At 36.6% G+C, this 18,848-nt stretch carries 10 protein-coding genes; all 10 read left to right on the top strand.

Annotated features, from left to right (window positions below):
• Nucleotides 1-175: 175 nt before the first annotated feature.
• The 10 genes from ACEN2I_RS16420 to ACEN2I_RS16375 all read left to right on the top strand — a co-directional run bounded on the left by ACEN2I_RS16420 (nt 176) and on the right by ACEN2I_RS16375 (nt 18,698).
• A complete protein-coding gene (locus ACEN2I_RS16420) occupies nt 176-1,573 on the top strand; it encodes a hypothetical protein (RefSeq protein WP_441767191.1) in 1,398 nt (465 codons plus the stop codon).
• A 45-nt stretch (nt 1,574-1,618) separates the two neighbouring features.
• Nucleotides 1,619-4,651, top strand: a complete 3,033-nt coding sequence (locus ACEN2I_RS16415) for a SusC/RagA family TonB-linked outer membrane protein (protein ID WP_441767190.1) — start codon at nt 1,619-1,621, stop codon at nt 4,649-4,651.
• An 11-nt stretch (nt 4,652-4,662) separates the two neighbouring features.
• Complete coding sequence (locus ACEN2I_RS16410) at nt 4,663-6,267, top strand: RagB/SusD family nutrient uptake outer membrane protein (RefSeq protein WP_441767189.1); 1,605 nt, start codon at nt 4,663-4,665, stop codon at nt 6,265-6,267.
• Nucleotide 6,268: 1 nt separating this feature from the next.
• Entirely contained in the window at nt 6,269-7,906 is a 1,638-nt protein-coding gene (locus ACEN2I_RS16405) for a glycoside hydrolase (protein ID WP_441767188.1), read from the top strand.
• A gap of 287 nt (nt 7,907-8,193) precedes the next feature.
• Entirely contained in the window at nt 8,194-10,617 is a 2,424-nt protein-coding gene (locus ACEN2I_RS16400) for a sugar-binding domain-containing protein (RefSeq protein ID WP_441767187.1), read from the top strand.
• 127 nt (nt 10,618-10,744) lie between these two features.
• The gene (locus ACEN2I_RS16395) at nt 10,745-12,115 is read left to right on the top strand and encodes a glycoside hydrolase family 27 protein (RefSeq protein ID WP_441767186.1); all 1,371 of its coding nucleotides are present in this window, start codon (nt 10,745-10,747) and stop codon (nt 12,113-12,115) included.
• Entirely contained in the window at nt 12,115-14,682 is a 2,568-nt protein-coding gene (locus ACEN2I_RS16390; RefSeq protein WP_441767185.1) for an alpha-L-arabinofuranosidase C-terminal domain-containing protein, read from the top strand. Before ACEN2I_RS16395 ends, ACEN2I_RS16390 begins: the two co-directional genes overlap by 1 nt.
• A 47-nt stretch (nt 14,683-14,729) precedes the next feature.
• Nucleotides 14,730-16,658 carry a family 43 glycosylhydrolase gene (locus ACEN2I_RS16385; RefSeq protein ID WP_441767184.1) on the top strand — a complete coding sequence of 643 codons (1,929 nt, stop codon included), beginning with the start codon at nt 14,730-14,732 and terminating at the stop codon, nt 16,656-16,658.
• A gap of 410 nt (nt 16,659-17,068) precedes the next feature.
• The gene (locus tag ACEN2I_RS16380; RefSeq protein ID WP_441767183.1) at nt 17,069-17,617 is read left to right on the top strand and encodes a lysozyme inhibitor LprI family protein; all 549 of its coding nucleotides are present in this window, start codon (nt 17,069-17,071) and stop codon (nt 17,615-17,617) included.
• 154 nt (nt 17,618-17,771) lie between these two features.
• A complete protein-coding gene (locus ACEN2I_RS16375; protein ID WP_441767182.1) occupies nt 17,772-18,698 on the top strand; it encodes a hypothetical protein in 927 nt (308 codons plus the stop codon).
• Nucleotides 18,699-18,848: the final 150 nt, after the last annotated feature.

Raw genomic sequence — 18,848 nt, 5'->3', positions numbered from 1 at the left:
AGAATATAAAAAAAGAAAAATAAACCCAGTATAATAATAAAAATGCCATAATTATGAAAACAATCTTATAAGCCATTTGTTCTGTTTGCCTCAAAAATTAGTGATAAAAATTAACCTGCATGTAATGTCACTTTAGAATAAAAAAAACAACTAACCTAACCTTAAAATTAAAGAAATGAACAAAAATGTATTTTTATTTTTTCTTTCACTTTTTGCCCTTCTGTTAACAGGATGTCAAAATAACGAAGCCGATTTTCCGAGCTCTAACGACCCTACAATTGTAGTAGCTACAAAAGAAATTTATGGCGCACCAACCAGAAAATTTGAAATTAAAGCCGCTTTGGCTGATGACCTGGGATTACAAAGTGTACATATTCAGATTCCTGAATTATCCCTTGACAAAATGATTACGTTTTCAACAGACCCTCTGCTTGAAACGTATGACTTAAGTTATTTTTTCGAAGTTCCGGCGGACATAGGAACATCTGAAGCTTTCAAAATTAAGTTAACCATAACCGATGTTTCAGGAAATTCAATTAATGAAGAGATTAACTTACGTTTAGACGGAGAATTTGCTGCGCCGGCAATAAGCATGATTACACCAAAAGAAGGAGCTGTTATTTTGTTGTCAACCAGTAATTTAATGCCGGTGAATTTTGTGGTTAATGATGATTCTGGTATTGATTATATTCAGATTCAGTGTGCTGCTCTTGGTATCGATGAAAAGGTTGAATTAACAGGAGCTCCTCAATCTTATACTTTTAATAAAACCTATACATTGCCGGTTACGGCTGATAATTATGTTTTAACCATTACGGCAAAAGATAAATTTGCAATTCCAAATACAGGAAGTTTAAATATTAATATTGTGGCTACCAATGAGTATCCGGCTATCTATTTATGTGATCAGCCAAAAGGAACTAATCTTACGACTGATGCTGTTGGTGTTCCGATGTATTTCCACGAAAAAAACGGACAGGATTTTGAATTTAAATATTATGCAGATAGAGACAGTAAAGAAATTTATTTCTTAGGACAGGAATCAGACTTTGCCCCACACTGCTTTGGATTAGATACATCAGGAAATATTATCGATGATATTGCGTCAGCACCAATTGTTTTACCTGCAAAAGGATATTACAGTATAAAAGTAAATCCAAATACATTAAAATATACAGCAACACAATATACTCCTTCAAGCAAAGTTTGGGCAGATGTTGCCAACGGATTATGGCATGATGTTGAGGCACAAAGAAAACCTTTTGTAAGTGTATGTGGTGCCGGTATTCAGGGTGCAACATGGGATACCTGGGATGCGTGGGTTCAAACAGGACTGCATTTGATAAATAATCCAAACAATCCTTATCAATTAGTTGGAGAATATACTTTGACAGGAACCATGGAAGCTACTTTTACAGGTCAGTGGTGGAGCCCATCATGGAGACTAATCAAAAACGGTATTGCAACCATGTCGCCAGGAGAGAATGGTAATGCTAAATATCCTGCTGCTCCTGGAGTTTATAAAGTAGTTCTTGATACTGAGTTAGAAAGAGCTTTTATAACAAAAAAATAGTCTGTTATAATCTTGTTATAACATAAATAAATAAAATAGCTAAATATGAAATTTAAAGATATATGGTTTTTTGTTGCTTTATTGTGCAGTGCTGCATCATTTGGGCAAATAACAATAAAAGGAACTGTTAAGGATAAGGCTAATGTGCCTATTCCGGGAGTTAATCTGTTAGTTAAAGGGACTTCTACGTCAACAGCATCTGATTTTGATGGTAATTTTTCGATTTCAGTTCCTAATAAAAATGCTCAGATCGAATTTTCTTTTATCGGTTTCACAACTAAAGTGGTAGCAGTTGGAGATAAAGCAACCCTCGATATAATCATGGAAGAATCCAGCCAGGTTTTGGATGAGATTGTAGTAGTTGGGTATGCTTCTGTTAAAAAGAGTGATGTGACCAGTTCTATTTCTTCAGTAAAAGGAAAAGAACTTCAAACCATGACGGTTGGTAACGTTACAGAATCTTTGCAGGGAAAAGTTGCCGGTGTTCAGATTACAGGACAAGGTGGGCCTGGAGCGCAGCCAAGGGTTTTGATTCGTGGTATTTCTACGATAAACCTGAGTACGGATCCACTTTATGTAGTTGACGGTATTCCAATGGGAACCAGCATTAACTTTTTGAGCAATAACGAAATTGAATCGATGGAGGTTTTAAAAGATGCTTCTGCTAGTGCTATTTACGGTTCTCGTGCTTCGAATGGAGTTATCCTGATTACAACAAAAAAGGGTAAAGTAGGAAAAACGAGATTTACTTTTGATTTGAGTTCCGGTATGCAGATAATGGAGAATCCCTATAATATGGCAGATGCAGAAGGTTATGCCAACATAATGAATACCGCTTATAATAATTCTGGTTATTCTGATTATTTGCCGAATCCTTTTCAATACAGAGGGAAAACTACAGATTGGTGGGGTGCCGGAATTAAAAAAGCATCTCCTGTAACCAATGCTTCTTTGGGTGCTAGTGGAGGTTCTGAAAAACATACCTATGCTATTAGTCTGAACTATTATGACTCAGAATCAATGTATGAAGTAGGAGGTTGGGAAAGAATTACAATGAGAATCAATAATGATTTTAAATTCTCGGATAAATTTTCAGCAGGAGTTACTTTAAACCCGCGTTATGAATCATGGGGATCTCCTGGAAACTGGGCAGATTTTATTAAAATTGATCCAATTACGCCAATTTACAAACCGACAGATCAATTAACCGGTTTAGAAAACGAATACAGCATTTACGCACGTTCTCCTTCGTATGTATGGAATCCGGTTGCTGCCGTAAAAAGATACGACGATTATACAGATCAGTATAATTTAAATACAAACGGTTATTTGCAATATGCCCCAATCAAAGGGCTGGTCATTCGTACACAAGGATCTATTGAAGTTGGAAATAAAGTACAAAGTATATTTAAACCCGATTTCATCATTGATGCGGCCCACGAAAAAGCTGAAATTAATAGCGTTGAAAGAAGAGCGACTACAAATCATGACTGGACATGGCAGACTACAGCAACATATTCCAGAAAATTTGCAGAGAAACATAATGCTTCTTTAATGATTGGCAGTACTATGGAAGAGTATAATGGCAATGATGTTTGGGGGTATGGAGAAGGAGTGCCTAATAACTCTGAATCGATGAGAGAAGTTAATGCAGCAACTAAAAACCGTGATAGCGAAGGGAACAGCTGGTCGAGTTCTGTGATGTCTTATATTTCTCGTTTTTCTTATAACTACGACAGTAAATATTATTTTACAGGTACTTTCAGACGTGACGGTTCTTCTAAGTTTATGGCAAACAACAAATGGGCAAATTTCCCATCTGCTTCTGTATCCTGGAGAATTTTAAACGAAGGATTTATGGAGTCAGCAAAAGAATTATTAAGTGATCTTAGATTTAGAGCAGGCTGGGGAAAAGTAGGGAATCAGGGCTTACCTGCTTCAGTTTATCAATCTAATATCGGACAAGGTGTTTACATAATAGGAGAGGAAGTTGTAGATACTTCTTATCCATCATCAATGGCGAATAAAGATATCAAATGGGAAACCGTTGAAGATATCAGTTTTGGACTTGATTTTGGATTATGGAAAAATAAACTTTCAGGTTCATTAGAATATTATCAAAAGAAAACAAATGATATGTTATTCAAAAAACAATTTCCAACATACAGTGGCTTTCCCGGGTATTCAACAATCTGGACGAACGTTGGTTCTATGCAATCCAGTGGTATCGATTTACTAATTTCTTATAAAGATAAAAAAGGAGATTTCTCTTATGGTGCAGATGTAACTTTTACTACTGTAAATGTAGAAATGCTGTCTTTATCATCTGAAGGAGAAAGACTTTATGGAGCAGGAAACAGAACTTTGACAGTTAAAGGTGATGTACCGGGATATTTTTACGGATACGTAGCCGATGGTTTGTTTCAGAACCAAACTGAACTGAATTCGCATACAGATGAGCACGGAACTAAATTACAGCCGTATGCTAAAGAGGGAGATATTCGTTTTAAAGACATAAACGGAGACGGAAAATTAGACGATAAAGACAGGACAAAAATTGGTTCTCCCTGGGCTGATTACAATATTGGTCTGAATTTAAACTTTGCATACAAACAATTTGATTTGGTAGCTAACTTCTATTCAAGTATTGGAAATGATATTGTAAACCAGAATGTTTCGGATTTATATAATGGTGCAAGTTTAACAAACAAAGTAAGCGGATTAGATCAGACGGCATGGCACGGAGAAGGAACTTCAAATTATGTTCCTCGTTTGTCAAAAGATGACAATAACGAAAACTTCTCTAAGTTCTCTTCTTTTTATGTAGAAGATGGTTCGTTTGTGCGCATGAAAAACCTTCAGGTTGGATTTTCATTCTACAATAAATTTGGTTTAGACAAATTAAGATTGTCATTGTCAGGTCAAAATTTATGGACATGGACAAAATATACAGGTGTTGACCCTGAAGTAGCAGGAGGAGACCCTGATAAAGATGACAGAGTTAAAGGATCAGGTTTTGGAGGATGGAACTATCCGGTTCAGCCAACCATTTTGATGGGTCTTAATGTAGCATTTTAATAATAAAAGACATGAAAAAAATAATAATAGTATCCATAATAGCTCTTTCTTTATTTGCAGTTTCCTGTGATGATTTTATTGAAAAAGAAGAACGAGGAACTCAAACTTTAGAGAACTACTTTCAAACAGCGCAGGAATGCGAGAATTATACCAATGAATTAACGCAAAGATTATTGCTTGCTAAAGATTGGTATGCTTTAGTGGCGCCAAGAGTTACAAACGAAATGTCTACTGATGATGCCTGGATGGGTAATACAGGTCAGGACAATTCGGCTCACAGGCCTTGTTCACAATATCTTATCACGCCTGATAATATGGGTGACATGAATAGTATTTATACGGCACATTACTATACGATTCAATCAGCCAATATTGGTTTAGAAAAAATGGCAGTCTCGCCAATTTCTGATGAGCAAAAAAATCAATATATGGGAGAATCATTGTTCGTTCGTGCGTATTGTTATTATGAATTGGTCAATCTTTTTGGAGATGTACCGTTATATACAAAATCTTTGGGAACTGGTGATTTAAAATTACAGCGTAGTCCTGCTACCGAAGTATATGCACAAATAGAAGCTGATTTAAAAGAGTCGGCAGCAAAACTAGAAAATATTCCGGTAAACAGAAACGGCAGAATAAACAAGTGGGCTGCTTATGCTTTATTGGCGCGTGTTTCTTTATTTCAGGAAAAATGGGCAGAAGCTAAGCAATATTCAAACAAAGTAATTACCGAAGGTCCTTATTCTCTGGAAGAAAATTTCCTGGACATTTGGAATGTAAACAATCATAACGGTAAAGAATCTATTTTGGAAGCTCAGTCTTCCTCTGTACAAAATGAAAGTTTAGGATCTGCATTGCCAACTTTATCAGGAGCAAGGGGAGAAGATAAGAAAAATTTCCCCAGTAATGATGCTCAGGATGTTCTTGACGGATGGGGATGGTGTATGCCAACCAGCGATTTGGAAAATGCATATCTTTCTGAAAATGATGAAATTCGCCGCAGAAGTACCATCACAAAATGGGGAGAAGCTGCTTATGGCGATGAGGTTTTAAATCCTACGCATAAATTCAGTTTAAATGATAATAAATCAGGACGTATCTGCCGTAAATATTATATTCCGATTGCAACGCGTCGTGCTTTGGATAAAAAAGACGGGCACTTACCATTAAATATTCCATTGATTCGTCTGGCTGAAATGTATCTGACAAGAGCCGAAGCAAGTTATCACACAAGCGGCGATGCTTTGGCAGATATCAACATTATCAGGGATCGTGTTGATTTAGAACCTAAAACCGGAATATCTGGACCAACACTTTTAAAACAAATTTACAAAGAACGTCGTCTTGAATTGGCTTTTGAAGGATTGCGTTTGTTCGATATTCGTCGTGAAAAAGATCCAACTACAGGAAAAAGAGTTATTGAAACTTTAATGGGACCAAACGGAACTTTTGTTCAATACAATCTGAATTCTACTGATCCTTACGAAACAACAAATACAAGAGAACCACAAGACAAGGGAATCAATTTTGACCCTTCTAAACATTTGCTTTGGCCAATACCTCAGTTAGAAAGAGATTTAAGCGATGGTGTAATTACTCAAAATCCTAATTATTAAGATGAGATTTAACAATAAAAACAAAGTAAGTCTGCTATGTGCAGGCTTGCTTTTCGCAAGTTCTTTACTAGTAAGCTGCGATTCTGAAAACAATGATAATTCAAATTCAGAAGCTGCAATAACAGAGTTGAATGTAAATCTGGATATCCATCTCCAGACAATGGAAAGTTTTGGAGCATCAGATGCCTGGCAATGTAACTTTATTGGAAAAAACTGGCCTTCTGAGAAGAAAAATAAAATGGCCGATTTGCTTTTTAGTAAAGAGTTTGATGCTGATGGTAATCCAAAAGGAATTGGTTTGTCATTATGGCGTTTTAATCTTGGTTCCGGAAGTGCAGAACAAGGAGATGCAAGTGATATTGGTGATGAATGGAGACGTACAGAATGTTTTACAACAGACGGTATTAGCTATGATATGAGTAAACAAGGCGGTCAGGTTTGGTTTATGAAAGCAGCTAAAGAGCGTGGTACCGAAAAATTATTGGCTTTTGCAAATAGCGCACCGGTTTATTTAACTCAAAATGGTAAAGCACACGCCAGCATTAAGGAATATTACAATTTGAAGGAAGGAAAAATGGCTGATCTGGCTGATTTCTGGACAACTTCTTTAGATAAATTAAAAACTGAACATGATTTGACAATAGATTATGTGAGTCCGTTTAATGAACCACAATACGAATGGGATGGTTCAGGTCAGGAAGGTTCTCCGGCTACAAATACCAATATTTACAGTTTTGTAAATGTGCTTTCGCCAAAATTACAGGCAAAAGGATTGAGTTCTCAAATTGTAGTGGGCGAAGGAGGGTCCTACGAGCCATTATATAAAACGATTGCTGGTAAGGAAAGCAGATCGAACCAGATCGATTATTTCTTTGCTTCCAATTCATCTAAAAATATTGCCGGTTTAAGTAATGTTAAGAAAACCATTTCAGCACACAGTTATTGGCAGGCATGGCCTTTGAATGAGCTTGTTAATTCGAGACAATCGGCAGCAGCCAGAGCACAATCTATTGGTGGATTAAGTCTTTGGTCTTCAGAATATTGTGTATTAGAAAGCCCTGGAACAGCAGAACTTCCGGGTGGAGCTGGACCGGGAAGAGATTTAGGAATGCCGTTGGCACTTTGGACAGCACGTATTATCAGTACTGATATTGCAATTGGAGGTGTAACTTCATGGCAGTGGTGGACAGCTATTAGCCGTGGCGATTACAAAGACGGATTAATTCATGTTGATAATGGTTTAAGTAATGGTGCCGGAGATGCAGAGTATTGCAAAAATGACGGCTACATTAGAGATTCAAAAACACTTTGGGCTTTAGGAAATTTTTCATTTTTCGTAAAACCGGGAATGGTGAGAGTTCAAATTCCAAGTTTAGATACTACAGCAGCAGTGCATGATGTAATATTGACAGCATACAAAAATACTGCTAATAAAGAGCTTGTAATCGTTGCGGTTAACATTAGTAAATCAGCAAAAATATATAAATTGAATCTGGCAGGAGGTACTTTAGTTGACAATAAATTTACACCTTATACAACTTCAGAAACGTTAAGTTTGAAAAAAGGTACAGCTGTTGATGCATCAACTTTTGAAATTCCGGCAAGGTCAGTTGTAACTTATGTTGGGACTTATAAATAAAAAGGTTTACTCCTAATTGTTTGTCATTCCGGGTAACAGGGCACGAGTGCCAGTGAACTGGAGAAGCAACCTCCGTTGCAGATTAGATAGTGATTATCGCTTTTGCTTAGGGGTTACTTGCGGGGATTCTTCTTCAGTCAGAATGACAAAAAAGGTAATAAAAAACAGAAATTATGTACTTAACTTACAATATTAAAGTTTCAAATTCTTTTCTGTAACTTGAAACTTGAAACGAATAAAACCTGAAACAAAATAAAAAGATTCATAAATAATAAAAATTAGCTATAGTGTTTACAAAAAAGATCTTATTACCTGTACTTCTCTTTTCGTGTGTCTCGGCTTTCAGCCAGATTTCGTTTGGAGATTCGAAAAAAATTAACGACAATTGGAGATTTAATCTCCAGGATACTCCGGATGCCAAAGACATAACTTTTAACGACACCAAATGGCAGTCGGTTAATGTACCTCATGACTGGAGCGTAAAAGGGCAGTTGAGTCCAACTCTGGCAAGCTGTACGGGCTATTTGCCGGGTGGAATTGCCTGGTACCGAAAGTCAATTAATATTCCGCAAAGCAAAGCCGGAGAAAAAGTGTATTTGTATTTTGAAGGGGTTTATAACAGAAGCGAAGTATTCATCAACGGACATTCATTAGGAAAACGTCCAAACGGCTATATTTCTTTTGCTTATGATGCTACTCAATTTATAAAGTACGGAGGAGAAAACACCATTTCAGTTCGTGTAGATCACAGTCAGAGTGCCGATTCGAGATGGTACACAGGTTCAGGTATTTACAGAAATGTCTGGTTAGTTTATGCAAATCCTGTTCATATTGCGCAATGGGGTGTCTACGCATATCCGGAAGTAAAAAAAGGAACCGGAATATTGAATGTTGAAGTTGAGGTAGAAAATGGTTCTACATCAAAATCAAAGCTGACGGTCGTTAACGAATTGATTTCGAAAGATGGAAAATCGGTTGCAAAAGCTTCTTCCAAAGTTGAGGTTGCAGCGAATCAAAGCGGAAAAGTATCAGCTAAAATAAATGTAAAGAATCCTCAATTATGGGATTTAGAGCATCCAAATTTATATCAGCTGAAAACGACAGTTTTAAAAGACGGGAAAAAAATAGATCAGACAGTTACAAAAACAGGTTTCAGAAAATTCACATTCGACCCAAATAATGGTTTTGCATTGAATGATAAATGGATGAAAATGAAAGGGGTATGTCTGCATCATGACGCCGGAGTTTTAGGTTCTGCAGTTCCTCGCGAAGTTTGGGAAACCAGATTAAAAACACTGAAAGAAATTGGTGTAAACGCAATTCGTACCAGTCATAATCCACAAGCGCCTGATTTTTATGAACTTTGTGATGAGTTAGGAATATTAGTATTGAATGAAGCTTATGACGAATGGGAATTCCCTAAACGTAAATGGCTGGAAGGCTGGAATTACGGAACTCCTGGATTTGAAGGTTCATTTGATATTTTTGCCGATTATGCCGAAAAGGACCTTGAAGATTTTGTACGTCGTGACAGAAACCATCTTTCGGTTTTTGCATGGAGCATCGGTAACGAAGTAGATTATCCAAATGATCCGTATTCGCATCCGGTTTTGGACAAAGGAAAAAATGGTTTTGGTCAGGCGGCTTACGGAGGTTATAAAAAAGATGCTCCGGATGCGATGCGTCTTGGAGCGATTGCAAAACGTTTGGTTGCTGCTGTAAAAAAATACGATAAATCACGTCCAACGACAGCTGGATTGGCAGGAGTTGCAATGTCTAACGAAACAGAATATCCGGGAGCTTTAGATATTACAGGATACAATTATACAGAAAGTAAATACCAGTCTGATCACGAGAAATACCCAAACAGAGTGATTTTTGGAAGCGAAAATGTGCATGACATGGAACCTTGGCTGGCCGTAAAAAACAACAAACATATTTTTGGACAATTTTTGTGGACAGGAATTGATTATTTAGGGGAATCAGGAAGATGGCCTTCAAGAGGATTTTACTCAGGATTGGTTGATTTTGCAGGAATAATCAAGCCAAGAGGCTATTTCCGTCAGTCTTTATGGTCTGATAAACCAATGGCTTACATAGGAACCTATCCTCTCAAAAATGAAAAAGACATTTCAAAAGATGCCTGGTCAATCTGGAATTATAATGAAGGACAAAAAATCCGTGTAGTTTGTTATACCAATGCAGCAAAAGCACGATTAGAATTGAACGGAAAAGTAGTAGGCGAAACCAAATTATACGATGAAAAAACTGGAATTATCTATTGGGACATTCCTTTTACTGCAGGAAAATTGGAAGTAATTGGATTAAGTAATGATGAGAAAGAAGTTAGTCGCTACGCCATTACCACAACACAACAGCCTGTAGAATTAACAATTGCTGATACCCATATTACAATTGCCAAAGAAAAAGGTGTTGCAAAAATAATAGTTCAGGTAAAAGATCAAAACGGATTGCCGGTAATGCTTTCCGATAATGAAGTAACCTGTACCATCAGCGGTCCTGGAACTTTATTGGGCCTTGAAGCCGGAAACAACAGTGACATGACAGATTACACCGATAACGTTCAGCGAGTATATCACGGACATATAGCGGCATATATCCAATCAAACGGAGATTCATCAGAACCAATCAAAGTAACTTTCACAAGCCAATGGTTAAAACCGGCTGAAGTTACCGTAACTGTAAGATAAATTAATTAGTTTTTTTTTAATTGTCAATAAACCTGTCTGCATGTGGTATTCGCAGGCAGGTTTATTGTTATTATGAAGAAAAGTTTATTATATTTGAAGTGTACTATCAACACTTATTTTTGACGATATGAAAATAAAAAGCATAATAATATTTGGCATAGGAATTTTTTTAACATCATTTTTTTCAAATGCTCAAAAAACAGTTTTTAAAGATGGTGACTTCAAACAATGGGCACAAACCCCTCCAATGGGTTGGAACAGTTGGGACTGTTACGGTCCAACAGTTGAAGAACATGAAGTAAAGGCCAATGCCGATTACATGGCAAAAGAGCTAAAAAAATATGGTTGGGAATATATAGTGGTTGATATCAGATGGTTTGTAGAAAATGATAAAGCAGGAGGTTACAACCAGACAGACCCTCGGTATGTAATGGATCAATACGGAAGATATTTACCAGCCGTTAACCGTTTTCCATCCGCAAAAGACGGCATGGGTTTTAAACCGTTGGCAGATTACATCCATAAAAAAGGATTGAAATTCGGAATCCACATCATGCGTGGAGTGCCTAAAAAAGCAGTTGAAGAAAAGATGCCAATAAAAGGAGCAAACGGAATTACGGCAGATCAAATTTATACGACAGCTTTGCAATGCGAATGGCTAAAGGATAATTATACAATTCTGACAGACAAATCGGGAGCACAGGAATACTACGATTCTATTTTTGAATTATATGCACAATGGGGTGTAGATTTTATTAAAATTGATGACTTATCCAGACCGTATCACGAAGGTGAAATCAACCTGATTAGAAACGCTATTGACAAATGCGGACGTAAAATCGTATTGAGTACTTCTCCGGGCGAAACGCCAATTTCTGCAGCACCGCACGTAAAAGAACATGCTAATATGTGGAGAATGGTGGATGACGTTTGGGATACATGGCCTCATATTACCCATCTAATGGACGTTGCACAACAATGGTATCCTCATATTGCTCCCGGAAAATGGCCGGACTGTGATATGATTCCGCTGGGACGTATTTCAGTAAGAGGGGAACGTGGTAACGACAGAATGACGCGCTTAACAAAAGACGAACAATATACGCTGATTACCTTCTTTAATATTTTTAAATCGCCTTTGTTTTTTGGTGGGGATTTACCGAGTAATGACGCTTTCACTTTATCATTATTGACGAATAAAGAAGTCATAAAAATGCACAAGGAAAGTACAAATGTAAACCAGCTTTTTCAGCAAGATGGAAAAATTGCGGTGACTTCAAAAAATCCTAAAGATGGCAGTGTGTATCTGGCGTTATTTAATATTTCGGATACTGCTTTAGAAAACATTGCTGTAAAACTTTCAGAGCTTGGAATTTCAGGGACTTCAGAAGTTCTAGACATGTGGACAGGAAAAAAATTGAATATTTCTTCCAAAGAAATTTCAGCAACATTAAAACCGCATAGTGCTGTTCTTTATAAATTAAAACCCAAAAAATAATGAAGAAGTTTTCGAAGCATCCTTTTTTGGGTTTGATTTTGCTTTTTTTATTATCCGGTTTTATTTCGAAACCAACAATAGAAAAACCAGAGAAAGTATATCTGTTTGCTTATTCAACAGTAAAGAATAATGGTAAAAACGGACTCCATTTTGCGTGGAGTTCCGACCAGAAAAGCTGGTTTGCCATTGGTCCTGAACATCCTTTTTTAAAATCAGATTATGGAAGCTGGGGACCAACGGGAAAAAGCATGTCCGAAGCTTTTTTATTTAAGGATGATGTGGGTATTTTTCACTGTTTCTGGAGTGTAAAGGACGATGTTTTGGCGTACGCATCCAGTAAAGACCTTATCAACTGGAAAAGTCAGCGCTATGTTCAGGCGATGAAGAATCTGACGAAAAAAACGGATGAAAAACCGGTGATTCAAAACATAACGGTAAGTGAAAAAGGCGGTCAGTATAATATCCATTGGGTTGTAAATAATACCGGATATTACAATACGACTAAAGATTTTGAAGATTATACTGAAGCAAAAATAGATACAGGCACATCCCCTAAACTTACTGAAGTTACAATACAGGGCGAAATTCAAAAAGGAACAATCACAATAGTAGACTGGAGTTTGGTAGAATTGCTGACTAAAACAATGCAAGTGTCAAAGTTTAAAGACAAACAAAACAATACCTCTCCAAAAAGTGACAGTTTACTCTTTGTGGGTTTAAAACTGGTTACGGCTCAAATCAGCATCAATGGCCAGCAGTCTAAAAAAATCAGCAATATGCTTACAGGTGTTTTTTTTGAAGATATTAATTACGCTGCCGATGGCGGTTTGTATGGTGAACTGATTCAGAATCGTGATTTCGAATATGCCGTAAGCGATAAAAAAGGAAGGGACGAAAAATGGAATGCTACGATGGCATGGAGCGGTGATTTTAAAATTGCAAAAGAAGACCCAATTCATCCTAATAATCCAAATTACGCTGTGGTTTCAAAAGGAGCAATCAGCAATTCCGGATTTGACGGAATTGCCCTTAAAGCCAACGAGAAATATGATTTTAGCGTATTTGCGAAAGGAGAAAAAATTACGGTAAAACTAAAAGGAATTAACGGAGAAACTTTGGCGGAAGCCGTATTAAAACGCACTTCTTCATGGAAAAAAATCAGTGCCGTTTTAAAATCATCAAAAACAGTAACCGATGCTCATTTAGAAGTCAGCACAACCGGAGAAACTTCTATTGATATGATTTCGCTTTTTCCTCAAAAAACGTTTAAAAACCGAAAAAATGGTCTTCGTTTAGATTTAGCAGAAGCCATTGCCGACATGCATCCTAAGTTTGTCCGTTTCCCGGGTGGCTGTGTAGCGCACGGAGATGGATTACACAATATTTATCGTTGGAAAAACACCATTGGATCTTTAGAAAGCCGTATTCCTTCACGAAATATCTGGAATTACCATCAGTCAATGGGATTGGGGTATTTTGAATATTTTCAGTTTTGTGAAGATTTAGGGGCTGAAGCCGTTCCTGTTTTAGCGGCTGGAGTTCCGTGTCAGAATTCCTCTGATGGTGGAGCAGGGCAGCAATTCGGTATTCCAATGGAAGAAATGGATGAATATGTTCAGGACGTTTTGGATTTAATAGAATATGCAAATGGAAGCGTAACCAGTTTTTGGGGTAAAAAACGTGCCGAGGCTGGCCATCCAAAGCCCTTTAATCTAAAATACATCGGAATCGGAAATGAAGATCTGATCAGTGATGTTTTCGAGGAGCGATACAGAATGATCGTAAAAGCCGTTCAGCAAAAATACCCTGAAATAATTGTAATTGGTACTGTAGGCCCTTTCAATGAAGGAACGGATTATAACGAAGGCTGGAGAATAGCCAATGATCTGAAACTGCCCATTGTAGACGAACATTATTACCAAAGTCCGGGCTGGTTTATTAATAATCAGGATTTTTATGATGGTTACGACCGCTCAAAATCAAAAGTATATCTGGGAGAATATGCTTCATGGGGCAACAAATTTTATAATGCTTTAGCCGAAGCTTTATATCTGACCGGAATTGAGCGAAATGGCGATATCGTGACTATGGCATCGTACGCGCCCTTACTGGCACGCGAAAAACATACGCAGTGGAATCCCGATTTGATTTATTTTAACGGACAAGAAGTAAAACCTACAGTAAATTATTTTGTACAACAGCTGTACGGAAAAAACCCGGGAGATGTTTATTTGCAAAGCACATTAAAACTTTCGGATACAAATAATGAAGTCAGTAAACGAATTGGCGTATCTGCAGTTCTGGATAATGCCTCGGGAGATTTGATCGTAAAACTGGTCAATTTGCTTCCGGTTGAGGTAACGCCTTCAATAGATTTTACGAATTTTTCAACTGCTGAAAATGCCAGTTATACTTTATTGTCAGGCAATCCGGAAAAAACAACAGCACGACCGGTAACTCAAAAAATAGCTGCCAAAGAAGCGTTTTCAAAAGAATTGCCTCCGTATTCTTTTGCAGTCATACGGGTAAAGATGAGTTCTAAAACACTTTTAAATGAAACTTTTTAAATTTTGCTTTAGCGTAACTTAAAGCAGTATAATAAAATCAATTGATAATGAAAAAAATACATTTTTGTCTTGTAGCAGTTTTAACGGTCTTTAATATTTTACAAGCTCAGGAAACTCCAAAAGGACCGCCAGTTATTGCCGAAAAGGATTTGACAGCGTATTTATTCGTTTATTTCACAGGAAATAAAGTAGAGGAGGAAGCGGTTCATTATGCCGTTAGCACCGATGGATATCATTACTATAGCCTTAACAGCAACAAACCAATTTTAGAAAGTAAAGACATAAGTTCAACCGGTGGTGTTCGGGACCCCCATATTTTGCGTGGCGATGACGGAAAAACATTTTATATGGTGCTGACCGATATGACTTCTTCAAAAGGCTGGGACAGCAATCGTGCGATGGTTTTGCTAAAAAGTACTGATCTGCTAAATTGGAAAAGCAGTGTCGTAAATATTCAAACCGCTTTCTCCGGAAATGAAGACCTGAAACGCGTTTGGGCACCGCAGACTATTTACGATGCCAAAGCGGGTAAATACCTGATTTACTTTAGCATGAAACATGGAGACGGCGCTGATAAAATTTATTATGCCTACGCCAATAAAGATTTTACAGCTCTCGAAAGCCAACCAAAATTATTATTTGTTCCAAAATCAGAAAAGTCCTGTATTGACGGTGATATCATTGAAAAAAACGGTGTATACCATCTTTTTTATAAAACAGAAACAGAAACTGCAGGGATCAAAGTAGCCACAACTACCGATTTGACTTCAGGAAACTGGACAGAAAATGATAATTACCTGCAGCAAACCAAAGAATCTGTTGAAGGATCAAGCATTTTTAAACTCAACAATTCTGACGACTATATTTTGATGTACGATGTCTACAAAAAAGGACAATATCAGTTTACAAAAAGTACCGATTTAGAAAATTTCAAAGCAATTGATGATGAAATTTCTATGGATTTCAAACCCCGCCACGGAACTATTTTGCCAATTACCAGTTCTGAATTAAAGAGACTGCTTACAAAATGGGGAACTCCTGCCAGGTTTCCAAAACCAAACAACAATCCAGCGTTGGAAGGCTATTACGCCGATCCCGATATTTTATATTCAAACAAAACCAAAAAATATTACATCTACCCAACCAGCGATGGTTTTGATGGATGGTCCGGGACTTATTTTAAAACTTTTTCATCAGCTAATTTAGTCGACTGGAAAGACGAAGGTATTATTCTGGATCTACCAAAAGATGTCAGTTGGGCCAACAGAAATGCCTGGGCGCCTTGTATTGTTGAGAAAAAGATAAAAGGAAAATACAAGTATTTCTATTATTTCACAGCCGCACAAAAAATAGGCGTTGCCATATCTGATAATCCAACAGGACCGTTTAAAGACAGCGGAAAAGCTTTGGTAGCCACTAAACCTGTAGGAGCAAAGGGAGGTCAGGAAATCGATCCCGATGTTTTTACAGATCCTAAAACCGGAAAAAGTTATTTGTACTGGGGCAATGGCTATATGGCTGTAGCCGAATTGAATGACGATATGATTTCATTTAAAGGCGATATAAAATTAATAAAAGTGGATAAAACTTTCCGTGAAGGAACTTACATCATTTACAGAAAAGAAACCTACTATTTTATGTGGAGCGAAGATGATACCCGAAGCCCGAATTACAAAGTACGCTACGGAACGTCAAAATCGCCTTTGGGACCAATTGAAATACCCGAAAACAATATTGTAATTCAGGGAATCCCGGATCAGGGAATTTATGCAACGGGACACAATTCGGTTTTACAAATTCCAAGCAAAGACGAATGGTACATTACGTATCACCGATTCTCTTATCCAACCGGAATAAAAATGGGAAGAGCCGGAGGTTTTCACCGTGAAGTCTGCATCGATAAATTAGAATTCAATCCCGACGGAACCATCAAACAGGTAATTCCGACACATCAGGGAATACAACCAATTAAGTAATGCAAATTATTTAGTTGTAAAAAGCTGCTCTACCTTTGCCCCGGAGCAGCTTTTGTTTTTTAAGAATTTTCAGTTTTAGGATTAGGAGCTTATTCCTGCTATCCGCTGTATCTTTTTCTGGCTAAAGAAGCCAGAAAAAGGATGTCGCTTCTATCAGGGCTAAGGCTTTAGGTTTCACAAAACCAACATTATGAAATTGCTTTTTTAGACTATTAATCTCCAATAAATAAAAAGTCCTTTTGATTATTTGTAAGAAAAAATAAATATATTTGAAAAAGATAATACGAAACAAACATTCGTATATACACCCAAATTTGGGTAGATTGGGGAATGTTTGTATCGCATATATACAAGTTAGTGGCAAGCATAGCGCAGAGTCAGGAATCTAACGCAATTTATAACCGAAAAATATGAAATCTTTTTTATTGTCAATAATTATTTGCTTTATTGGAAACGTTGCTTTAGGGCAAAATAGTCCAAAAGAAATATCTCCAGAAATTTTAAAAAAAATAAAAGCAGAAGTAGAAGCTCAAATTCCTAAACTAAAACTAAAGCTTTCAAAACAAGAATTAAATGCTGATGAAATAGAATTCAAAATAGATACATTCCGAATACAAACAATAGCTTCCAAACGAATGGAAATTGATTATTCAACAACAGGAATGAACATAACAGTTGATGAATTGACTATTTCATACGACAAGTTAATGAACAAGTATTATGGCAAACTTATGAAGTTACTTAAACCTGAAGACAAAAAAGTTCTTATAACAGCGCAAAAAGCTTGGCTGGTATTTCGTGATGCCGAACTCAACCTAATTGGAACTATGACTGATGATCAATATTCAGGAGGCGGAACAATTCAATCAAATATTCGAATGGGTCAATATTCTTCGTTAGTCGTTGAAAGGACAATTGAAATTTTCAGATATTATAACGGAATTATTAAAGACGAATAAAGCCAGCCACTAATAGCCATTCTGAGCTAGCTGGAATTTAGTGGAATTACCGTTTCGCATCAAGTTTTCGTTAAGCCGAAAATTGAGCAGTTACGAATTTCCAGCCATCTCAAAGTGGCATAACGTTAGCAGATATAATTCCAAAAAATAACGAATGATTACAAATTTACCCTCTTCAAAAGACTTTGAAATAGTATCAAAACAATGTCTAACCCAGGCATTTAATCTCCTTTTCAAAGTTTATGAAAATTATGAAGAATATGAAGATTTGATAGAGAAAGATGAAATTCCGATTGAAAAAATTTGGGAGCATAATAGCGGAACTATTAGAACTTCATTAATCCTTTTACATCAAGGAATAGAAACATTTATGAAATCTATAATCTGTGAAACTTCACCATTATTGCTAATTGAGAAAAAAAGGACAGAATGGCCAAGTTTACCATCAAGTAATGACAAAAATTTTGACAGTTTATATACAATTTCTGGTGAAGCTTTGTTGACTTCGTTTTGTGCAGTACCATCAAAAATTAAAATTGATGATAATTTAATAAACTTTATTGAGCAAATTAGACAAAAAAGAAATGAAGCAATTCACGGAGTTTCAAAATTATCAATTACTCCGAAAGAGTTATTTGAAAACATTCTGGAGGCTTATACATATTTCTTTGGGAAAAATACTTGGTTTTTAGAAATGTGGAATTTTAATTTTGAGAATCCACTTTTTGGTCATTTTGATTGGGGTTTTGAAAGTGTAATATCATATCAATATTTAGATTTTGCTGAATTTATGATTGGTCGTAAAAAACTTAATAAATATTTAAAAATTGACATAACAGGAAGAAATTATTTTTGTCCAACGTGTAAAGAAACAATAGACCACGAATACGGTGATTTACAAAGTAAATGGGCATTCTTAAGCCCTAACGAACCTAATTCTAAAGAAATACAGTGTGTAAATTGTGACGCAGGATTTGTTGTCCAAAGAAAAGATTGTGTTGAATCTGATTGTAAAGGAAATGTAATATATTCAAATTCTATTGATGAATTTTGCTTGTCTTGCTTTATGCCTCAATTTTAATCAAATATTACATCTGCTAACAGCTAAGGGATTCGTTGCGTGCGTAGCACGAACAATGAAACTCGTGTTGAAAGGAACCGCTGAGATTCCGCAACTATGGGTTTTTCGATAAATAATTTATAAGAATTGCAAGAGGCTATTGTGCCTCTT

The sequence above is a fragment of the Flavobacterium sp. W22_SRS_FK3 genome (genome assembly GCF_052113665.1).
Classification (GTDB): domain Bacteria; phylum Bacteroidota; class Bacteroidia; order Flavobacteriales; family Flavobacteriaceae; genus Flavobacterium.
The sequence above is the reverse complement of the archived record's forward strand: the minus strand, read 5'-3'. Positions and strand labels throughout refer to the sequence as shown.